This is a genomic window from Leucobacter holotrichiae, from assembly GCF_055791005.1.
This window is the reverse complement of sequence record NZ_JBVUAC010000001.1, coordinates 695946-717059: the sequence shown is the minus strand read 5'-3', so window position 1 is coordinate 717059 and position 21114 is coordinate 695946. Positions and strand designations below refer to the sequence as shown.

Here is a 21114-nt window from a genome sequence, read left to right as displayed (position 1 = left end):
GGCGCATCTACTGTTTATGATGCATACTGTTTATGACCAACGCGATATTGCGACCGGCATCACCCACACAGGAGGAGCCATGACTTCCACCATCGAGATCCGGGATCTCGACAAGCGCTTCGGCGGACGCGCGGTGCTCGACCGCCTCTCGCTCGACATCGGCGAGGGCATCTTCGCTCTGCTCGGGCCGAACGGAGCAGGCAAGACCACGCTCGTCTCGATCCTCACCACTCTGCTGCGCCCCGACGCGGGAGAGGTGCGGATCCTCGGCCACGACGCGGTGCGGGATCCGGCCGCGGTGCGGCGCCTGATCGGCGCGACCGGCCAGTACGCCTCGATCGACGAGGCGCTCACCGCCCGGGAGAACCTCGTCATGATCGGTCGCCTGCTGGGCCTCGGAATCCGACGGGCACGCAGCCGGGCCGACGAACTGCTCGGCCGCTTCGACCTCGAGAGTGCCGCGGATCGCGCCGTCTCGGGTTTCTCAGGCGGCATGCGGCGGCGCGTCGATCTCGCCGCCTCGCTCGTGTCCACGCCGGCCGTTCTGTTCCTGGACGAGCCCACGACCGGCCTCGATCCCGTGAGCCGCGGGCGGCTCTGGGACGACATCGCCGCGCTCGCCGCCGAGGGCAGCAGCGTGTTCCTCACCACGCAGACGCTCGACGAGGCCGAGGTGCTCGCGGATCGCGTGGCGATCCTGCAGGGCGGCGGCATCGTCGCCGACGGCACGGTCGACTCCCTGACGGCGCTCGTGGGCGAGGAGCAGGCGGTGCTGGTGGATCGCGAGGGACGCGTGCACCGCACGCTCGAGGTCGACTCCACCGCCGGCGGGCTCGAGCGCGCACTCGCCGCGCTCGACGACGCCGAGCTCGAACTGCGGCTCGAACTGCGCAGGCCCACCCTCGACGACGCCTTCCTCGCGCTGACCGCCCGGGGCTACGGCGATCCCGAATCCGATCCCGAATCCGATCCCGAATCCCGCGGCACCGCCGCCCAGCAGCAGGAGGCACTCGCATGACCACCATCGCCCCCGTACCGGCTCCCGCTCCGGCACCCACGCGCACCGCACTCCACCGCGGCGTCGGCCCGCTGACCGCGAGCCGAGTCTTCGTCGGCCGCAGCATGCTGCACAGCCTGCGCGACGGAGAGGGCATGCTGCTCGCGGTCGTGCTGCCCGTCATGCTCATGCTGCTCTTCACCGTCGTCTTCGGAGGAGCGATCGACGCGGGCGGGGGTTACGTCGACTTCGTGATCCCGGGCATCATCGTGCTCTGCTCCGGCTTCGGCGCGTCGTCGGTGGCGGTCTCGGTCAACCGCGACGTGACCGGCGGCACCATGCAGCGCTTCCGCAGCCTGCCGATCCCAGCCGCCTGCTGCCTGGTGGGGCATGTCGTCGCGAGCATGCTGCGCAACCTGCTCGCCACCGCCATCGTGCTGGGGGTGGGACTGCTGCTCGGCTTCAGGCCCGTGGCCGGACCTCTCGAGTGGATCGCGGCGGTCGGCCTCGTGCTCGCCTGGATCCTCGCCGTCACCGTGATCTTCGCCGCGATCGGGCTGCTCGCTTCGAGTCCCGAGTCCGCGAACGCCTATGGCTTCGGGGTCCTCTTCCTGCCCTATCTGTCGAGCGCGTTCGTGCCGCTCGACACGCTGCCCGACTGGATCCGGCCGTTCGCCGCCGGCCAGCCCGTGACGCCGCTCACCGACTCGATCCGGGCGCTGCTGCTCAGCGGGGATCCCGGATCGCAGCCGTGGGTCGCGCTCCTGTGGTGCGCCGGTATCGTCGTGGTGGGCGCGATCGCGATCGCCTGGCGGTTCCCGCGCCGCTGAGGGCGGGCCGACGCGGGCTTTCGGCTCTGAAGGCCGATCCGCCCGCTCGCGCTTTCGGCGTGCTCCGAGACTCCGATCGCTAGGGTTGAACCCATGGCGAAAGCAGAGGGCGGCGAGGAGCGCGAGAGCTCCATCGCGAGCGGGTGGACGGTGCATGCCGACCCGGTGAGGGCGACTGATTCCGAACCCGCCGAGGAGCCGGCCGCACTGCAGGTCGGTCCCGATGCGGCGGATTCCGTCCCGGAGGAGCCCGATGCGGCCGAACCCGCGCAGCAGCTCTCGAACGCCGCCCTCGTACTGCTCGGCGTCTTCGGCGGGCTCTACCTGCTCTACGCGTGGATCTGGCTCAGCTGGGCGCAGTTCTACGCCGTCCAGAACGCCTCGGTGGCTGAGTCGAGCGGATCGCTCGGCGCCGTGCTGCAGCAGCTCGTCTTCTGGGCAGCCCCGCTCGCACCGATCCTGTGGTTCTTCAGCGTGCTCGTGCTGTGCCGAGGGGCGGGTATGCGACGTCTGACCCTCTGGATTCTGATCGGGGCGGTCGTGCTGCTGCCGCTGCCGGTGTTCAGCGGAGGGGGTGCATGATGGGGCGCCGGATCGTCGCCTGGACCCTCGGGGCCCTGCTCACCGCGCTGTACGTCTACACGGTCATCGCGGCGGTGGGCAACATCGTCCTCCTGCCGCGGATGGCCTCCTCGATGGGGCTCGGGATCACGGGGACGGGCTGGTTCTGGCTTGTCTTCGGCGTGCTCCTGCCCGTCGCGGTCTACGTGCTCGCACTGCTGATCGGCCGGGGCCGCTCGGCAGCGGCGCGCCTGCTCGTGATCGCGGCGGGACTCTGCCTGGTCGCGGCGGTGCAGCTCGAGGTGCTGCACCTCGTGCCGCAGTCGAGCTTCTTCGGATAGCACTGGGCAGACGGGAGACGTGGGCTCGGCAGGTTAGACTGGAGCCCCGGTTCCGTGTCGAGCCGGGTTTCTCCTGCCGCTGACCCGAAGGATTCGCTTGATGTCTGCGCCGGTCGTGCTGATCGCCGAACAACTCTCTCCCGCCACTATCGCCGCGCTCGGCCCCGACTTCGAGGTGGTGAACGTAGACGGCACCGACCGCGAGGCGCTCCGCGCCGCTCTCGCCACCGCCGACGCCGTCCTCGTGCGATCGGCCACACAGATCGACGCCGAAGCCCTCAGCTGGGCGCCGCGACTCAAGGTCATCGCCCGCGCCGGAGTGGGCCTCGACAACGTCGACATCAAGGCGGCCACCCAGGCCGGCGTGATGGTCGTCAACGCGCCCACCTCCAACATCATCAGCGCGGCCGAGCTGACGGTCGCCCACATCCTCGGCCTCGCGCGTCACCTGCCCCGCGCGCACGGCTCGCTCTCGGCCGGCGAGTGGAAGCGCTCCTCCTTCACGGGCACCGAGCTCTACGAGAAGACCATCGGCATCGTCGGTCTCGGCCGCATCGGCGCCCTCGTCGCCGAGCGTCTGCGCGGCTTCGGCGTCGAGCTCATCGCCTACGACCCCTACGTCACGGCCGCCCGTGCCCAGCAGCTCGGCGTGCAGCTCGTCACGCTCGAGGAACTGGTCGAGCGCGTCGACTTCCTGACGATCCATATGCCGCGCACCCCCGAGACGCTCGGCATGATCGGCGCCGAGCAGCTTCGCGCGATGAAGAAGACCGCCTATGTGGTGAACGTCGCGCGCGGCGGGCTCATCGACGAAGCGGCGCTCGCGGAAGCGCTCGCCGCGGACGAGATCGCCGGGGCGGCGCTCGACGTGTTCATGCAGGAGCCCCCGGCCGACACCTCGCTCACCGGTCTGCCGAATGTGAACGTCACACCGCATCTCGGCGCCTCGACCGAGGAGGCGCAGGAGAAGGCCGGCGTCTCCGTCGCGAAGTCCGTGCGCCTCGCGCTCGCGGGCGACCTGGTGCCGGATGCGGTCAACGTCGCGGGCGGCGGCATCGACGAGTACGTACGCCCCGGCCTGCCGCTCACCGAGAAGCTCGGGCAGGTCTTCGCGAGCCTCGCCGGCGGAGCGATCTCCGCGCTCGACATCGAGGTGCACGGCGAGCTCTCCGAGCACAACGTCGACGCGCTGCGTCTCGCGGCGCTCAAGGGCGTCTTCTCGAAGATCGTCAGCGAGCCCGTGTCGTACGTCAACGCGCCCCTGCTCGCCGAGCAGCGCGACGTCGAGGTGCGCTTCACGGTCGACGCCGACTCCGAGAGCTACCGCAACGTCATCACGATCCGCGGTTCGCTCACCGACGGTACGCAGATGTCGGTCTCGGGCACGCTCACGGGGCCCAAGCAGATCGAGAAGATCGTCGGCATCAACGGGTACGACCTCGAACTGCCGCTCTCCGACCACCTCATCGTGTTCAGCTACGTCGATCGCCCGGGCATCGTGGCGACCTACGGCGGCATCCTCGGCGAGGCCGGGGTCAATATCGCGGGCCTGCAGATCGCGCGCGACGAGAAGAACGGCACCGCGCTGTCGGTGCTCTCGGTCGACGCGCCGGTCGAGGAATCGCTCATCGGCGCCCTGCGCGGCGCGATCGGCGCGGAGACCCTCAGCACGATCAGCCTGGACGCGCAGTAGGACCGTCGCTTATTGCCGCCGAGATACGGGTTTCGCACGCCAGATCGCGATCCAGGATGCGAAACCCGTATCTCGACGGGCATCGGGCGGGATCGGGCGCAAGCGGGTTACGGTGGCTCGGGATCGGGCGCAAGCGGGTTACGGCGGCTCGGGATCGGCGTAGAGTCGGAGTATGAGTACAGGTACGAGCGCAGACGAGGGGCTCTCGGAGCTCGAGTTCACGGTTTCCGGATTCATCGCGAAGCCGCCCTCCGAGGTGTACGAGGCCGTGGCCGATCCCGCGATCCTCAGCCGATATTTCACCACCGGGGGAGCGGTCGGCCGCCTCGAGACCGGCGCGACCGTGCAGTGGGACTTCGCCGACTTTCCCGGGGCCTTCCCGGTCGAGGTGATCGAGGCGACGGAGCCGACGCGCATCGTGCTCCGCTGGGGCGGAGACGAGGGCGCGACGCAGGACCCGCGCGGCACGGAGGTGGAGTTCGAGTTCCGCGCGGTTGACGGTGGATCGCGCACGGAGGTGCGGATCGCCGAGCGCGCCTGGTGGGCGACCCCGAGCGGGGCGCGTGCGGCATTCGGCAACTGCATGGGATGGACCGGCATGCTCGCCGCGATGAAGGCGTGGCTCGAATACGGGATCAATCTGCGCGAGGGCTTCTATCGGTGACGCCCGGCGCGCTCGCACTGCCGGGTGATAGCCTGGTAGCGCAGACACATGTCTGAATCATCGATGAATCGAGCGCAAGGTCGCTGGTCTTCGGTGGTGGATCCCTCTCCTTCGAGCAGAGTGTTCTTCCACTGTTGATCAGCACCCTCGACTTCCGTGGGTCGTCCGCGCGCTCGCCTGTAGTAAAGGAGAACCCGTGGAGGGTCCTGAAATCAAGTTCGCCGAGGCCGTGCTCGACAACGGCAGGTTCGGCAAGCGCACCATCCGCTTCGAGGCAGGTCGTCTCGCGCAGCAGGCGCAGGGCGCGGTCGCCGCGTACCTCGACGAGGAGACCATGCTCCTCTCGGCGACCAGCGCGTCGAAGCAGCCGAAGGATCACTTCGACTTCTTCCCGCTGACGGTCGACGTCGAAGAGCGCTCGTACGCCGCCGGCAAGATCCCCGGCTCGTTCTTCCGTCGCGAGGGCCGCCCCTCGACCGAGGCGATCCTCGTCTGCCGCCTCATCGATCGCCCGCTGCGCCCGTCGTTCGTCGACGGCCTGCGCAACGAGGTGCAGATCGTCGTCACCGTGCTGTCGATCGCGCCCGGCGAGTTCTACGACGCGCTCGCGATCAATGCCGCCTCGGCTTCGACGCAGATCTCGGGTCTGCCGTTCTCGGGCCCCATCGCCGGTGTGCGCCTCGCGCTGATCGGCGACCAGTGGGTGGCGTTCCCCAACGAGGAGCAGCTGAAGGAAGCCGTCTTCGACCTGATGGTCGCGGGCCGCGTCATCACCAAGGCCGACGGCAGCGAAGATGTCGCGATCATGATGGTCGAGGCCGAGGCGACCGAGGGATCCTGGAACCTGATCCAGGCCGGCGCCACGAAGCCCGACGAGGCCGTCGTGGCCCAGGGCCTCGAGGCCGCCAAGCCCTTCCTCACCCAGCTGGTGAAGGCGCAGGAGCAGCTCGCGGCCCAGTCGGCCAAGGAGGTGCAGGAGTACCCCGTGTTCCTGCCCTACACCGATGAGGTCTACGCCGCTGTCGCCGAGCTCGCGGAGGCCGAGCTGACCGGCATCTACCAGATCGCCGACAAGCAGGAGCGTCAGGACGCCGACGACGCGCTGAAGGCGCGCGTCAAGGAGGCCGTCGCGGCCAAGGTCGAGGCCGGAGAGCTCCCCGCCGAGGCCGAGGGCCAGGTCTCGGGCGCCTACAAGTCGGTCACCAAGAAGATCGTGCGCGGCCGCATCCTCTCCGAGGGCGCCCGCATCGACGGCCGCGGTCTGCGCGACATCCGCGCGCTCGACGCCGAGGTCCAGGTGATCCCGCGCGTGCACGGCTCGGCGATCTTCCAGCGCGGTGAGACCCAGATCCTGGGTGTCTCCACGCTGAACATGCTGAAGATGGAGCAGCAGATCGACTCGCTGTCGCCCACCACCAGCAAGCGCTACATGCACCACTACAACTTCCCGCCCTACTCGACCGGCGAGACCGGTCGCGTGGGCAGCCCGAAGCGCCGCGAGATCGGCCACGGCTTCCTGGCCGAGCGCGCGCTCGTGCCCGTGCTGCCCAGCCGCGAGGAGTTCCCCTACGCGATCCGCCAGGTCAGCGAGGCGCTCGGTTCGAACGGCTCCACCTCGATGGGCTCCGTCTGCGCCTCGACGCTGTCGCTGCTCAACGCCGGTGTCCCGCTGCGCGCCCCGGTCGCGGGCATCGCGATGGGCCTCGTCTCCGACGAGGTCGACGGTGAGACCCGCTACGCGACCCTCACCGACATCCTCGGTGCCGAGGACGCGCTGGGCGACATGGACTTCAAGGTCGCGGGCACCTCGGAGTTCGTGACCGCGCTGCAGCTCGACACCAAGCTCGACGGGATCCCCTCGGACGTGCTCACCGGCGCGCTGTCGCAGGCGAAGGAGGCGCGCACCACGATCCTCGACGTGCTGTCGCAGGCGATCGACGCCCCCGATGAGATGGCGCCCACCGCGCCGCGCATCATCAGCGTGCAGATCCCGGTCGACAAGATCGGCGAGCTGATCGGCCCCAAGGGCAAGACGATCAACGGCATCCAGGACGAGACCGGCGCCGATATCTCGATCGAGGACGACGGCACCGTGCTGATCGGCGCGACCGACGGCGCCGCGGCCGAGGCCGCCCGCGCGCAGGTCAACGCGATCGCCAACCCGCAGAACCCCGAGGTGGGCGAGCAGTACCTGGGCACGGTCGTCAAGAACGCCGCGTTCGGCGCGTTCGTCTCGCTGCTGCCCGGCAAGGATGGCCTGCTGCACATCAGCGAGGTGCGCAAGCTCGCCGGCGGCAAGCGCGTCGAGAGCGTGGACGATGTGCTCTCGGTCGGTCAGAAGATTCTCGTGAAGATCACCAAGGTCGACGATCGCGGCAAGCTGTCGCTCGAGCCCGTGATCGAGGAGCAGGCCGAGGCCGAGGCTCCCGCGGAGGCGGCTGCGGAGTAATCCCTGCTGACCGCATTGCGAAGGCGCCCGTCGAGCTCAGGCTCGGCGGGCGCCTTCGCGTGCGCGGGGCGTGCGTGATGAAGACGTAAGGGCGTGCAGCGCGGAGCGCCGGCGCGATCACTAAGCTGGTGGGATGCGTGAACCGATCTTCCTGCCACTCGACCAGCCCGAGCTCGAAACCGATCTCGCGGGGGGCGTGGTGCGGCGCACCGTGCACCCGAGCGGCTTGCGCGTGCTCACCGAGCGGATGCCGAGCGCGCGCAGCGCGTCGATCGGTTTCTGGGTGGGTGTGGGGTCGCGCGACGAGCAGGCGGAGCACGACGATGCGCCGGGCAGTCTCGGATCCACGCACTTCCTCGAGCACCTGCTGTTCAAGGGCACTCCGACGCGCGATGCCTACTCGATCGCGACGAGCTTCGACCGCATCGGCGCCGAGCACAACGCGCTCACCGCCAAGGAGTACACCTGCTACTACGCGAAGGTGCGCGACGCGGATCTCGACGGCGCGGTGACGGTGCTCGCCGATATGGTGACCAACTCGGTGCTCGACGGCGATGAGTTCGAGATGGAGCGGGGCGTGATCCTCGAGGAGCTCGCGATGGCGGCGGACGACCTCGCCGATGTCGCGAACGAGCGATTCTTCGAGGCGGTGATGGGGGATCATCCGCTCGGCCGGCCGATCGGCGGCCATCCCGAGACGATCCGCGCCGCGCGGCGCGATGATGTCGACCTGCACTACCGCGACCGCTACGATCCCACGACTCTGGTCATCACGGCCGCCGGTGCGGTCGATCATGATCGCCTGGTCGAGCGGGTGGTCGAGGCGCTGAACCTGTCGCCGCAGGAACGCTGGCACACGGATCGCGACGGGACTCCCGTGCGACGCGTGCAGGGGGAGGGACGGATCGCGGTCGACTCCACCGACGTCGGCGAGAGCGTGGATCAGACCCCTTCGACGGGCTCGGGACTCGGCCTCTCTGCCTCGCCTGCGGGCACCGGGAACGATGAACCGAGCGTGCACATCACCGCCCGCCCGAGCGAGCAGGTGAACCTGCTGGTCGGCACCGAGGGCTTGCGCTCGAACGACTCGCGGCGCTTCGCCTTCGGCGTCATGAACTCGGTGCTGGGCGGCGGCATGTCGAGCCGCCTCTTCCAGGAGATCCGCGAGAAGCGGGGCCTCGCCTACACCGCCTACTCATTCGGCGCGAGCTACAGCGACGCCGGCTTGTTCGGCATGTACGCGGGGTGCGCCCCCGAGAAGGCCGCCGAGGTAGTCGAGCTCAGCCGGCTGGAGCTGCAGCGGGTCGCCGAGCAGGGCATCACCGAGGAGGAGCGCGAGCGGGCGCTCGGGCAGATCGCGGGATCCTCGGCGCTCGCGCTCGAGGACAGCGACACCCGCATGGGCCGCCTCGCCCGCGCCGAGCTCGGCAGCGGCGAGCTCTACGACCTCGACGCCTCGCTGGAGCGCTTCGCCGCGGTGACCGCCGACGACATCCGCGGCATCGCCGCTGAGCTCGCGGCGCGCCCGCTGACGATCGTCGCGGTGGGCGACACGAGCCGATCGACCCTCGCGGCGAGCGAGTAGCCTAGGAGCATGTCTGTGAGCGTTGCGGTGGCGGGGGCCACCGGTCGACTGGGTTCCCTCGTCTGCCAGGTGGTCGAGGAGCACCCCGACTTCGAACTGGTCGCCCGTCTGACGAGCGCATCGAAGCCCGATGAAGGAGCGGAGGCGCGGATCCTCGTCGACGTCAGCCACCCCGAGGCCTCGCCCGGCATCGTGGCGCGCGCGCTCGACCGCGGCCAGCGGGTGATCGTGGGGACGAGCGGGTGGTCGGCGGATCGCCTGGCGTCGCTGGAGCAGCGCCTCGCGGGCCTGCCCGAGACGGGCGCGATCGTGGTGCCGAACTTCTCGCTCGGCTCGGTGCTCGGTACCGTGCTCGCCCGCGTCGCAGCCCCGTACTTCGACGCGATCGAGGTGGTCGAGGCGCATCACCCCGCGAAGGTCGACTCGCCGAGCGGCACGGCGGTGCGCACTGCTGAACTGATGGGGGAGGCCCGCGAGGGACGCGCAGTCGAGGCGCCGTTCGCGGAGCAGCCGGCTCGCGGGCAGCTCGTCGCGGGGATCCCGGTGCACAGTCTGCGGCTCGCCGGCGTGGTCGCGAAGCAGGAGGTGCGCTTCGGCGGGCCGGGGGAAGTGCTGACCGTGACCCACGACACCCACTCGAACGAGGCGTATCGCGCCGGCATCCGCGCTGCGCTCGAGGCCGCGGAGGCGGCGCGCGGTCTCACCGTGGGGCTCGACGCGGTGCTCGGGATCGGCGCGACCTCACCGGGCGGCTCCGGAGCTTCCGGTGCAGCGCCCGCAGCACCATCCGCCGAGGAACGCGCGTGAACGCGCGCACGAGGTCCATTCTCGGCGTCGCGACCATGAGCGTCCTGCTCGTGCTCTACTTCGTGTTCGCCGGCATTCGCGCCGTCGCGCTGCTCGCCTCGCGGGAGCCGATCCCGGTGATCATGGGGGCCGCGATGCTGATCCTGCCCCTCCTCGGCGTGTGGGCGCTGGTGCGCGAACTGCAGTTCGGGCGTCGGGCCACGAGGCTCGCCGATCGTCTCGAGGCCGAGGGACGCATGCCCGAGGAACCCGTCGCCACCCACCCCTCGGGGCGCCCCGTGAGGGAGGACGCCGACGCGGCGTTCCCCCGCTACCGCGACGAGGCCGAAGCTCACCCCGAGGCGTGGCAGTCGTGGATGCGCCTCGGCATCGTCTACGACGCCTGCGGCGATCGTCGCCGCGCAAGAGCAGCGATTCGACAGGCAATCGCGTGCGAACGCGACGAAATTCGTGGGGAATCGGCCAAGAGTTAGGGAAAATCGAAGTTCCGGCCTACAATCGTCGGCGGGCGACAGCAGGACGGGGCCCGGATGACCCCGCGATCATCCTGCTGCCGAATGCGCGAACACGCTGCGGTGCGTGGGAAAGCAACGGTTAGAGAACACATGGCCAAGTACGACCTCACGGCGCCTGAGCCGGCAACACGAACCCTCGACTCGGTGACGGGCATCAGTAAGAAGGGGCTCCCCGCGGGAACGGTGGGGGTGCTCGGCGCCCTGGTCATCGGCCTCTCGACCTGCGCGCCTGCCTACACGCTGACCTCGGCGGTCGGGCCGGCCGCGAGCGAGGTCGGCTACCAGACGCCCGCGATCTTCCTCATGGGCTTCATCCCGATGCTGCTCGTGGCGCTCGGCTACCGCGCCCTCAACTCCGCGATGCCGGATTCGGGCACCTCGTTCACCTGGGCCGCGCGTGCCTTCGGGCCGTGGGTCGGCTGGATGGCGGGCTGGGGCCTCATCGCCGCGACGGTGCTCGTGCTCTCGAACCTCGCCGGTATTGCGGTCGAGTTCCTGTTCCAGTCGATCAGCATCCTGGTCGGCGATCCCGCCATCGCCGACATCGCGGGCAACCGCTTCATCAACATCCTCGTCTGCCTGGGCTTCATGGCCCTCGCCACGTTCATCTCCTACCGGGGAATGACCTCGACCAAGGTGTTCCAGTACGTGACCGTCGCCTTCCAGATGGTGGTGCTGGTGTGGTTCATCATCGCGATGTTCATCGGCGCAGGCGATCCGGCCAACACCGAGGGACGCATGCCCGAGCTCTCCTGGTTCAACCCGCTCGAGGTCGACAGCTTCAGCGCGTTCGCCGCCGGTATCGCGGTCTCGATCTTCGTCTACTGGGGCTGGGACACGGTGCTCACCATGGGTGAGGAGACGAAGCCCTCGAAGGGCCGCCTCTCGACCGAGAGCAAGGCCGCGATGATCCTCGTGCTGATCCTCGTCGTGCTCTACGTCGGCACCGCGGCCGCCACCGTCGCCTACGCCGGTCTCGGCGACGGGCCCACCGGGCTCGGCAACCCCGACATCGCCGAGAACGTGTTCGCCGCGCTCGCGCACCCGGTCATGGGGCCGGTGGCGATCCTGCTCTCCCTCGCGATCCTCGTCAGCGCGATGGCCTCGATCAACTCCACCGCGATCTCGCCCGCGCGCACCCTGCTCGCGATGTCTCACTACCGCGCTCTGCCGCAGTCGATCAAGCGCATCCACCCGAAGTACAAGTCGCCCTACGTGGCCCTGCTGTGGTCGTCGATCGTGGCTTCGGCGTTCTACGCCGTGATGCGCTTCATCAGTGAGGACGTGCTGTGGGACACCATCACGGCGCTCGGCATGATGGTCTGCTTCTACTACGGCATCACCGCGCTCGCGAGCCCGTGGTACTTCCGTAAGACCGCGCCCAAGGAGGGTGCGGGGGCGGTGCTCTCCAAGATCGTGCTGCCCGGGATCGGCGGCATCCTGCTGCTCATCGTGTTCGTGCAGACGACGATCGACAGCATGGATCCCGCCTTCGGCTCGGGCAGCAACATCGGCGGGGTCGGTCTCGTCGGCATCATCGGCGTCGTGGTGCTCGGACTCGGCGTGGTGCTCATGCTGGTGCAGGCCCGCGTGGCGCCCGAGTTCTTCAGGGGCCGCGTGCTCGCGAAGGCGGACGCATCGAACGACACGTCCGCGCTTCAGGTCTTCGACGACGGGCTGGGGTCGTAGCGGCGCTCCGTCTCTCGGTCGAGATGACGCGTGCGGCCCCTGTTCTTCGCGATTCAGGGACGCACGCGTCATCTCGAGCGGCGGGGGATCGGGATCACCGCGGTAGACTCGAGGTGTGAGTGCGAACGCGATCCCGACCCCCTACGAAGACCTGCTGCGAGAGGTCTACGAACACGGCACGCCGAAGGCGGATCGCACGGGTACCGGCACCCGCAGCCTCTTCGGGCGGCAGATGCGCTTCGATCTGACCGAGTCGTTTCCGCTGATCACCACGAAGCGCGTGCACTTCAAGTCCGTCGCCGTCGAGCTGCTCTGGTTCTTGCGCGGCGAGGGCAACATCGACTTCCTCACGCAGCACGGCGTGACGATCTGGGACGAGTGGGCCGACGAGAACGGCGACCTCGGCCCCGTCTACGGGGTGCAGTGGCGCTCTTGGCCGGCCCCGAACGGCGAGCACATCGATCAGATCTCGCGGGTCGTCGAGCAGATCCGCGACAACCCCGACTCGCGCCGACTCATCGTCTCGGCGTGGAACGTGGCCGACCTCGATGAGATGGCCCTCGCGCCGTGCCACGCGTTCTTCCAGTTCTACGTCGCCGACGGCAAGCTCTCGTGCCAGCTCTACCAGCGCTCGGCAGACATGTTCCTCGGGGTGCCGTTCAACATCGCATCGTACGCGCTGCTCACCCTGATGGTCGCACAGCAGACGGGGCTCGAGCCGGGTGAGTTCGTGTGGACCGGTGGGGACTGCCACATCTATGACAACCACGTGGAGCAGGTCGAGCGGCAGCTCGCGCGCGACCCGTTCCCGTACCCGCGCATCGAGATCCGCAAGGCCGACTCGATCCTCGACTACTCGCTCGACGACTTCGAGGTCGTCGGCTACGAGCACCACCCGGGCATCAAAGCCCCCGTGGCGGTGTGAGCCGTGACCCGCGCTGGGGAGCTTCGCCCCGAGTTCACCGGTGACGGAGAGGGAATCGGGATTGGGATTGGGATCGGCATGATCTGGGCCGAGGCGCGCGGGGCCGAGGACATGGGAGCGATCGGTCGCGACGGCGGGATGCCCTGGCATCTGCCCGAGGATCTCGCGCACTTCAAATCGACCACTTGGGGGGCTCCCGTGATCATGGGGCGCCGCACCTGGGAGTCACTGCCCGAGCGCTTCCGTCCGCTGCCCGGGCGAGAGAACATCGTCGTGACGCGCGACGCGAGCTATGCGGCTGAGGGCGCCACCGCGGTGGCCTCCCTCGAGGAGGCGGTCGCGCGCACCGTCGGCGTCGTGCGCGGCGAATACGAGGCGCACCTGCAGCGGCTCGCGGAGGACTCGGGCGCGAGCTGCCAGGATCCGGGCGCCTGGCCCGCGAGAGCCGCATGGATCATCGGCGGCGGCCGGCTCTACCGCGCTGCGATGCCGATTGCCGACGAACTGGTGGTGACGAAGATAGAGCTCGACGTGCCCGACGCCGACACCTTCGCCCCCGAGATCGGGCCGGAATGGGAACTCGTCGACCCCGGATCCCGGAGCGTCTCGAAGACCGGTCTCGCGTACCGCTTCGAGCGGTGGGTGCGACGCTGAAGATGCTCCGAGCCGGTCGCCGGGCGGTTGGGCGGAACTGCTAAGCGCCGATGCTGAGGGCGCGGATCCCGACGCCCCGGGCGGCCTCGGCGAGGCGGGCGTCGTAGGTGAGGAACGCGCCGAGCTGGTTGCCGAGGCTGAGCGCGGCGGTGAGGTGGATCGCGTCGAGGGAGCGCAGCTCGGGCGGTACGAGGCGGCCGGCCTCCTCGTAGACCGAGGCGTCGAGGGTGATGATGCCGCAGGATGCGAGTTTGGCGCGGGCATCGGGGAGCAGGTCGCGGTTGGATCGGGCGACCGCGCGGGGGAGCTCGGTGAGCGTCAGCGCGGCCGTGATGAGGCGGATCTCGGAGGCGACGGCCCACTGCTCCAGGGCGTCAGACTCGGGCTCGCGCAGCACGAACTTCGCCAGCGCCGAGGTGTCGGCGTAGGCGATCACGGCAGGCGCTCCTCGCGCTGCTCGTCGAGGATCTGCTGCAGCGTCAGGCCGCTGGTGTTGCCGGTGGAGATGCCGCGGCGTTCGAGTTCGGCGCGATGCCTGTCGCGCTCCGCGAGGAAATCCGAGAAGTCCTTCTGCGGCGGCGTGATCTGCCCGGACGTGACCATCTCGTCGTACCGGTTCTCGCGCAGCGGCACGATCCGCGCCACGGGCCTGCCGTGATCCGTGACCTCGATGACCTCGCCTTTCGACGCGCGCGCGATCACGGCCGAGGCGTTCTGCTTGAGTGCTCTGATGCCGATGCGGTTCATGTGCTTCAGTGTAGAACAATGCCTCGCCGGTGATAACGGCGAGGTGGGTCCGCGGAGCAATGCCAGGGGAGTCGGGTAGCCTAGTGAGGTGGCAATCCAGGAAAATCCCTTCGGTCAGGTGCTCGTCGCGCTCGTCACGCCGTTCCAGGCTGACGGCGAGGTCGATTGGCCCGCGGTCGAGAAACACATCGACGACTGCATCCAGAGCGGTGCCGACGGCATCGTGGTCACCGGCACGACCGGCGAGACCTCGACGCTGACCGACCCCGAGAAGATCAAGCTGGTCGAGGTCGCCAAGTCGGTGAGTGCCGGCCGGGCGAAGATCATCACGGGCGGCGGGTCCAACGAGACCGCGCACGCGATCGAGCTCTACAAGGCCAGCGAGCAGGCGGGCGCCGACGGCGTGATGATCGTCACCCCCTACTACAACAAGCCGACCCAGGCCGGTCTGCTCACGCACTTCCGCATGGTCGCCGACGCGACGGACCTGCCGGTGATCCTCTACGACATCCCCGGCCGCACCGGCGTGCCCATCAAGTACGAGACGATCCTGCGTCTCGCGAAGCACCCCAACATCCTCGCGGTGAAGGACGCCAAGGGCGATTTCAGCGAGGTGAGCCGCGTGCTCAACCAGACCGACCTCATGTACTTCTCGGGCGATGACGCGAACGTGCTGCCGCATCTCTCGATCGGCGCCACCGGCCTCATCGGCGTGACCGCGAACATCGCAGCCGCCCCCTACCGCGCCATCATCGACGCGGTCAACGCCGGCGACCTGCACACCGCCCGAGACGCGCACCAGCGGCTCGAGCCCCTGGTGCGCGCCGTGATGACCCACGTGCCGGGCACGGTCGCGGCCAAGTACATCCTGCACGGTCTCGGCCGGATCAACAGCCCCCGCGTGCGCCTGCCCCTCGTCGGGCCGGAAGAGTGGGAGGCCGCCCTCATCGAAGACGAACTCGCACTCGTGACCGACGTGCCCGGCGTCGATCCCTCGAACTTCAGGCCGGACCGCAACGCGGCTGCCGGCGGTGCTCTGCCCAAGATCGCAGGCACCACCCGCTAACGAAGCGGCCCCCTGAGCCTGTCGAAGGGGGTACCAAACAGCTGATTCCCCTCGACAGGCTCGGGGAGCAGACAAGGAATACATGACGAATCCCCCATACGCCCCGCCCAAGCTCGAACAGGGCACCCTCCGCATCACGCCGCTCGGCGGCCTCGGCGAGGTCGGCCGCAACATGACCGTCTACGAGATCAACGGCAAGCTGCTGATCGTCGACTGCGGCGTGCTCTTCCCCGAGGTGCAGCACCCGGGCGTCGACCTGATCCTGCCTGACATCACGAAGATCGAGGATCGCCTCGGCGACATCGTGGCTGTGGTGCTCACGCACGGCCACGAGGACCACATCGGCGGCGTGCCGTACCTGCTCAAGATGCGCGAGGACATCCCGCTCGTCGGCTCGAAGCTCACCCTCGCGTTCGTCGAGGCGAAGCTCAAGGAGCACCGGATCCGCCCGAAGACCCAGGTGGTCGCCGAGGGAGACCGGGTGCAGTACGGCCCCTTCGATCTCGAGTTCGTCGCGGTCAACCACTCGATCCCCGATGCGCTCGCCGTGGCGATCCGCACCGAAGCCGGCCTCGTGATCGGCACCGGTGACTTCAAGATGGACCAGCTGCCGCTCGACGGCCGCCTCACCGATCTCCGGGCGTTCGCCAAGCTGGGCGAGGAGGGCGTCGACCTCTTCATGACGGACTCGACGAATGCCGACGTGCCGGGCTTCACCCCGCTCGAGAAGAACATCGGCCCCGTCATCGAGCAGGTCATCGCGAAGACCCCGGGCAAGGTGGTCGTGGCGAGCTTCTCGAGCCACGTGCACCGCGTGCAGCAGGTGCTCGACGCCGCCCATGCGAACGGCCGCCGTGTCGTGCTGCTCGGCCGCTCGATGGTGCGCAACATGAAGATCGCGGCCGATCTCGGCTACCTCGATGTGCCCGAGGGCGTGCTCGTCGACCTGAAGAAGAGCGGCGATATTCCGGATCACCGCATCGTCTACATGTCGACGGGTTCGCAGGGCGAGCCGATGGCCGTGCTCAGCCGCATGGTCAACCGCGAGCACCAGGTCGAGGTCGGCGAGGGCGACACCGTGATCATGGCTTCGAGCCTGATCCCCGGCAACGAGACCTCCGTGTACCGGGTCATCGACGGCCTCATCAAACTCGGCGCCAACGTGGTGCACAAGGGCAATGCCAAGGTGCACGTATCGGGTCACGCCGCCGCGGGCGAGCTGCTGTACTGCTACAACATCGTGCGCCCGAAGAATGTCATGCCGATCCACGGCGAGTACCGCATGCTCGTGGCCAATGCCGCGCTCGCGATCGAGACCGGTGTGCCGCAGAACCGCACCGTCATCGCCGAGAACGGCACCGTCGTCGACCTCGCGGACGGCGTGGCTCGCGCCGTGGGGCAGCTCGACACCGAGTTCATCTACGTCGACGGCAAGAGCGTCGGCCGGGTCACCGACGACGATCTGCGGGATCGCCGCACGCTCGCCGAGGAGGGCTTCATCTCGGTGATCACCGTCGTCGAGCCGACGACCGCGCACATCGTGTCGGGTCCCGACATCCACGCGAAGGGCGTCGCCGAGGAGGCGCGGGTCTTCGAGAAGATCAAGCCGCAGATCGCCGATGCGCTCGAAGCCGCAATGAAGGACGGCGTCCATGATCACCAGCAGCTGCAGCAGATCACTCGCCGCACGATCGGCCGCTGGGTCGGCACGAAGCTGCGCCGCAAGGCGATGATCGTTCCCGTCGTGGTGGTGGTGTAGCGAGTGTCGGGATCCCTCTCGGGAGCGACAGGCTCTCCGGGGCTCGCCCCCGGGGAGGCGGTCGCCCGTTTCGCGAGTGACGCCGAGCGCGCCGACTGGGACGCGCTGGTCGCGGCGAACCCCGGCGGCGGGGAGGTCTGGATGGGCGATGCCTATCTCGACCTGAAGCGCCGCGAGGGGCGCTATCGCGACCTCCGAGTGGTGGTGGAGCGCGCCGGTCGGGCGCCGGTCGCGGTGGGGGTGCTCGCCAAGCGCGTACCGCTGCTGGGGGAGTGGTGGCATCTGCCCGCCGGGCCCGCCGGCGAAACCGCCGAAGACGTGCTCGATACCGCTGCGGCCGTCGCGGTGCTCGCCCGATCCCGGGGCGCGTTCCTGTTGAAGATCGAGCCGCGGCTCGATCCCGCGGCCCGCGATGCGATCCACGCCGCGGGGTATCGCGACACCGTGCGGATCATCCCGAACCCCTCGACGGTGATCGTCGACCTCGGCGACCCCGGTCGCACCGACGATGAACTGCTGGCGAGCCTCGGGAAGAAGGCTCGCAACTCGATCAACCGCGCCCGTCGCGACGGCATCGAGGCGACGCGGGTGCCTGCGACCGACGAGAACTGCGCGGCGCTCTACCGCCTGCTGCAGGAGACGGCCGAGGGCCGCTTCGTGCTGCGCTCCGAGCGCTACTACCGCGAGTTCTGGCAGTCGTTCGAGCGGGCCGGATCGGGCCAGATGTTCCTCGCCCATCGGGCGGGCGACGATGGGGAACCGGTGCTCATCGCGGGAGCCTACGCCATGATCCTCGGTGAGAAGACCACCTACAAGGACGGCGCGTCGGTGCGCGCGAAGACCGCCTACGGCGCCTCGCACGCGCTGCAGTGGGAGGTGATCCGCTGGGCTCATGAGCGCGGCGCGGTCGCTCACGATCTCTGCGGTGCGCCGCCGGCGGATCGCGCCGACGACAACAGCCACCCTCTGCACGGCGTCGGTCAGTTCAAGCGCTCGTTCTCGTCCGAGATCACCGACTACGCTGGCGCCTTCGATCTGCCGCTGAGGCCGCGCGCCTACCTGGCCTGGGTCAAGCTCGGCGATCGCATCGCGCGCCGCGCCTCGCTCATGCTCAAGAAGGATCCGTACTACTGATGGCTGGAATCATGCGCGCGAGCGCGGTCATGGCATCGGGCACGATGGTGTCTCGCGTGCTGGGCTTCGTGAAGGCGATCCTGCTCGTGGCCGCGATCGGCCAGGTGAAGTCGGTGTCGGGCGATGCGTTCGCCAACGGCAACCTCCTGCCGAACATCGTCTACATGATCCTGCTCGGCGGGATGCTCAACGCGGTGCTCGTACCGCAGATCGTGAAGGCGGCGAAGGATCCCGACGGGGGCGCCGGTTACATCAACAAGGTGTTCACGCTCGTGGTCACCGCGCTCACCGCGCTCACGGCGCTGGCGATGCTGGCCGCCCCCTGGATCGTGTGGTTGTTCACGGTCTCGTGGCCGCAGGACCAGCGCGCGCTCGCGATCGCCTTCGCCTACTGGTGCCTGCCGCAGATCGCCTTCTACGGCCTGTACACGATGCTCGGCGAGGTGCTCAACGCGAAGAGCGTCTTCGGCCCCTTCACCTGGGCGCCCGTGCTCAACAACGTCATCGCGATCGCCGGCATCCTCGTATTCATCGCGATGTACGGCGCCGATTCGAACGGGCTGCGCACCCCGGGCGAGTGGACCCCCACCATGATCGCGGTGCTCGCGGGTAGTGCGACGCTCGGCGTGGTCGTGCAGGCCCTGATCCTCTTCGTCTCGTGGCACAAGGCCGGCATACGCTACCGCCCCGACTTCAAGTGGCGCGGTATGGGGCTCGGCAAGACCGCGCGCATCGCGAGTTGGAGCCTCGCCACGATCCTGGTGATGAACCTCGGCGGTATCGTCACGAACAACGTCATCAACACGGCATCGGGGCAGGGGCCCTCGGCGCTCGCGATGCAGAACGCCTGGTTGCTGTTCATGATGCCGCACTCGGTGATCGCGGTGTCGCTGGCCACCGCGTACTTCACCCGGCTCTCGGAGTGGGGGCAGAGCGGGCGGATGGCCGAGTTCCGGGCGGATTTCTCGGCCTCCGCGAGGCAGATCCTGCTCGTGATGGTGTTCGCCTCCGTGGTGATCATCGCCGTCGCTCCGTTCATCAGCAAGGTCATGAACCCTGGCGCCTCCCAGGATCTCGTGGGCGACTTCACCATCGTGCTGCAGTGCTACATGCTCGGGCTCGCCGCCTACAGCTTCCTCTTCATCGTGCAGCGCGCCTTCTACGCGCTCTCGGATACCCGCACGCCCTTCATCTTCACCTCGGCGCAGGTCGCGCTGCTCGTGGTGATGTCCCTCGGCCTGCTCGTGCTGCCGAAGAATATGCTCGGCCCCGCATACGCGCTGGTGTTCGGCTTCACAACGGTGGTGCAGGCCCTGCTGGCGGTGTGGCTGCTGCGCCGGCGCATCGGCTTCATCGACGCCTCGCGGATCCTCGCCAGCCTGCTGCTCTTCATCATCGCCGCGATTCCCGCGCTCATCGTGGGTCTCGTCGCGATGGTGGTCAGCGTCTACTTCTTCCCGGACTACGGGATGATGGCCGCGGTGGTGCTCGCGGTCGTCGTCGCGGCGCTCTCAGGGATGGCCTACCTGGTCACCCTCAAGCTCATACGATCGCCGGAGCTCGCCGATCTCACCGACTTCGTCTCACGCAAACTCGGAAGGAACCGCTCGTGACCTCCCTCACCGTCACCCCATGCACCGATCGCGAGCTGTGGGACACCACGGTGAAGCGGCTCGGCGGTCATCCGCTGCAGCTGTGGGGCTGGGGTAACCTCAAGTCGGCGCACCGCTGGAGCGCGGAGCGCGTGCTCGTGCATGCCGGATCCGATGCGGACTCCGCTGTGGTCGGCGCCTGCCAGCTGCTCACCCGTGCGCTGCCCGGGCCGCTCGGCGGCTTCGTGTACGCCCCGCGAGGGCCGGTGGTCGCGCGCGCGGGCGGCGAGTGGGCCCCGGGTGCTTCGGCAGCCGGCGATCCGGATCTCCCGGCAGCCGATCCCTCCTCCGCCGAGATCACGGACGCGATCGCCGCGTACGTGCGCGGCACCCGTCGCGCGGTCGCGGTGTCGATCGAGCCCGACGAGGATGCGGGAGCCTTCCCGTTGAGCGGCGACTGGCGCGAGGCGAAGACCCCGGTGCTGCCCGCTCGCACGCTGATCCTCGATCTGCGGCGCTCCGAGGACGAGCTGATGGCCGACATGTCGAAGAAGCACCGCCAGTACGTGCGGAAGGCCGGGCGCGAGGAGTCGCTGTCGATCCGACCGGTCGAGACGCTCGCGCAGCTCGACGAGTGCCTCGAGGTCTACCGGCAGACGAGTGAGCGCGCCGATTTCGGGCTGCACGAGGACTCGTACTACCACGACGCCTTCACGATGCTCGGCGATGATTCGCCGGTGTGGGCGGCGTACGTCGAAGACCGCCCCGTCGCCTTCCTCTTCATGGCCAAGTCGTCTCGCACGGCGTTCGAGCTCTACGGGGGGATGGATGAGACCGGGCAGCGGCTGCGCGCCAACTACGCGCTCAAGTGGCACGTGATCCGCGAGATGAAGAAGCTCGGGATCGAGCGCTACGACTTCGGTGGCCTCATCAACGACGGTGTGACGACGTTCAAGAAGGGCTGGGCCTCGCACGAGAACCTGCTCGCGGGTACCTGGGATCGCCCGGGCCCGGGATACCGGATCTGGACCGAGGGCCTGCCGCTGGCGAAGAGGGTCGTGCGGGCGCTGCGCCGCCGCTAGCGAGGCGCAGAGGCGCCGAGGCCG

At 68.9% G+C, this 21114-nt stretch carries 20 protein-coding genes; 18 read left to right on the top strand and 2 right to left on the bottom strand.

What is annotated here, in order from left to right; genetic code table 11:
• Positions 1–79: 79 nt before the first annotated feature.
• From AC0KXF_RS03360 to AC0KXF_RS03300, 13 genes are all read left to right on the top strand, one after another.
• Positions 80–1018 carry an ABC transporter ATP-binding protein gene (locus tag AC0KXF_RS03360; RefSeq protein ID WP_473107844.1) on the top strand — a complete coding sequence of 313 codons (939 nt, stop codon included), beginning with the start codon at positions 80–82 and terminating at the stop codon, positions 1016–1018.
• The gene (locus AC0KXF_RS03355; protein ID WP_473107843.1) at positions 1015–1827 is read left to right on the top strand and encodes an ABC transporter permease; all 813 of its coding nucleotides are present in this window, start codon (positions 1015–1017) and stop codon (positions 1825–1827) included. Before AC0KXF_RS03360 ends, AC0KXF_RS03355 begins: the two co-directional genes overlap by 4 nt.
• A gap of 93 nt (positions 1828–1920) precedes the next feature.
• A complete protein-coding gene (locus tag AC0KXF_RS03350; protein ID WP_473107842.1) occupies positions 1921–2409 on the top strand; it encodes a hypothetical protein in 489 nt (162 codons plus the stop codon).
• Positions 2406–2729, top strand: a complete 324-nt coding sequence (locus AC0KXF_RS03345; protein WP_473107841.1) for a hypothetical protein — start codon at positions 2406–2408, stop codon at positions 2727–2729. Before AC0KXF_RS03350 ends, AC0KXF_RS03345 begins: the two co-directional genes overlap by 4 nt.
• A 100-nt stretch (positions 2730–2829) precedes the next feature.
• Positions 2830–4422, top strand: a complete 1593-nt coding sequence (gene serA / locus AC0KXF_RS03340) for a phosphoglycerate dehydrogenase (protein ID WP_473107840.1) — start codon at positions 2830–2832, stop codon at positions 4420–4422.
• A 172-nt stretch (positions 4423–4594) separates the two neighbouring features.
• On the top strand, positions 4595–5086 hold the full coding sequence (locus tag AC0KXF_RS03335; RefSeq protein ID WP_473107839.1) for an SRPBCC domain-containing protein: 492 nt from the start codon (positions 4595–4597) through the stop codon (positions 5084–5086).
• A 196-nt stretch (positions 5087–5282) separates the two neighbouring features.
• Positions 5283–7535, top strand: a complete 2253-nt coding sequence (locus AC0KXF_RS03330) for a polyribonucleotide nucleotidyltransferase (protein ID WP_473107838.1) — start codon at positions 5283–5285, stop codon at positions 7533–7535.
• Positions 7536–7668: 133 nt separating this feature from the next.
• On the top strand, positions 7669–9120 hold the full coding sequence (locus AC0KXF_RS03325) for a M16 family metallopeptidase (protein WP_473107837.1): 1452 nt from the start codon (positions 7669–7671) through the stop codon (positions 9118–9120).
• 9 nt (positions 9121–9129) lie between these two features.
• Complete coding sequence (gene dapB, locus AC0KXF_RS03320) at positions 9130–9927, top strand: 4-hydroxy-tetrahydrodipicolinate reductase (RefSeq protein WP_473107836.1); 798 nt, start codon at positions 9130–9132, stop codon at positions 9925–9927.
• Positions 9924–10400: a hypothetical protein gene (locus tag AC0KXF_RS03315; RefSeq protein ID WP_473107835.1), complete on the top strand. Its 477-nt coding sequence runs from the start codon at positions 9924–9926 to the stop codon at positions 10398–10400. Before dapB ends, AC0KXF_RS03315 begins: the two co-directional genes overlap by 4 nt.
• Positions 10401–10532: 132 nt before the next feature.
• Positions 10533–12131: an APC family permease gene (locus AC0KXF_RS03310; protein ID WP_223044424.1), complete on the top strand. Its 1599-nt coding sequence runs from the start codon at positions 10533–10535 to the stop codon at positions 12129–12131.
• Positions 12132–12246: 115 nt separating this feature from the next.
• The gene (locus AC0KXF_RS03305) at positions 12247–13056 is read left to right on the top strand and encodes a thymidylate synthase (protein WP_473107834.1); all 810 of its coding nucleotides are present in this window, start codon (positions 12247–12249) and stop codon (positions 13054–13056) included.
• 78 nt (positions 13057–13134) lie between these two features.
• Complete coding sequence (locus AC0KXF_RS03300; protein WP_473107896.1) at positions 13135–13710, top strand: dihydrofolate reductase; 576 nt, start codon at positions 13135–13137, stop codon at positions 13708–13710.
• A gap of 40 nt (positions 13711–13750) precedes the next feature.
• Here the strand turns inward: AC0KXF_RS03300 and AC0KXF_RS03295 are convergent, their stop codons facing one another.
• Both AC0KXF_RS03295 and AC0KXF_RS03290 read right to left on the bottom strand, forming a co-directional pair.
• A complete protein-coding gene (locus AC0KXF_RS03295) occupies positions 13751–14146 on the bottom strand; it encodes a type II toxin-antitoxin system VapC family toxin (protein WP_473107833.1) in 396 nt (131 codons plus the stop codon).
• Positions 14143–14457 (bottom strand): type II toxin-antitoxin system Phd/YefM family antitoxin, encoded by a 315-nt coding sequence (locus AC0KXF_RS03290; protein WP_473107832.1) that lies wholly within the window; start codon positions 14455–14457, stop codon positions 14143–14145. Before AC0KXF_RS03290 ends, AC0KXF_RS03295 begins: the two co-directional genes overlap by 4 nt.
• An 88-nt stretch (positions 14458–14545) precedes the next feature.
• Here AC0KXF_RS03290 and dapA point away from each other — a divergent pair, with 88 nt between their 5' ends.
• The 5 genes from dapA (at position 14546) to AC0KXF_RS03265 (ending at position 21090) form a co-directional block, all read left to right on the top strand.
• Positions 14546–15523, top strand: coding sequence for a 4-hydroxy-tetrahydrodipicolinate synthase (gene dapA / locus AC0KXF_RS03285; protein ID WP_473107831.1), 978 nt, complete (start codon positions 14546–14548; stop codon positions 15521–15523).
• An 82-nt stretch (positions 15524–15605) separates the two neighbouring features.
• Complete coding sequence (locus AC0KXF_RS03280) at positions 15606–17282, top strand: ribonuclease J (RefSeq protein ID WP_473107830.1); 1677 nt, start codon at positions 15606–15608, stop codon at positions 17280–17282.
• Between the two features lie 3 nt (positions 17283–17285).
• Entirely contained in the window at positions 17286–18416 is a 1131-nt protein-coding gene (locus AC0KXF_RS03275) for a lipid II:glycine glycyltransferase FemX (RefSeq protein WP_473107829.1), read from the top strand.
• Complete coding sequence (murJ, locus tag AC0KXF_RS03270) at positions 18416–20029, top strand: murein biosynthesis integral membrane protein MurJ (protein WP_473107828.1); 1614 nt, start codon at positions 18416–18418, stop codon at positions 20027–20029. Before AC0KXF_RS03275 ends, murJ begins: the two co-directional genes overlap by 1 nt.
• Positions 20026–21090: a lipid II:glycine glycyltransferase FemX gene (locus tag AC0KXF_RS03265; protein WP_473107827.1), complete on the top strand. Its 1065-nt coding sequence runs from the start codon at positions 20026–20028 to the stop codon at positions 21088–21090. The genes murJ and AC0KXF_RS03265 overlap by 4 nt, the downstream gene beginning before the upstream one ends.
• Positions 21091–21114: the final 24 nt, after the last annotated feature.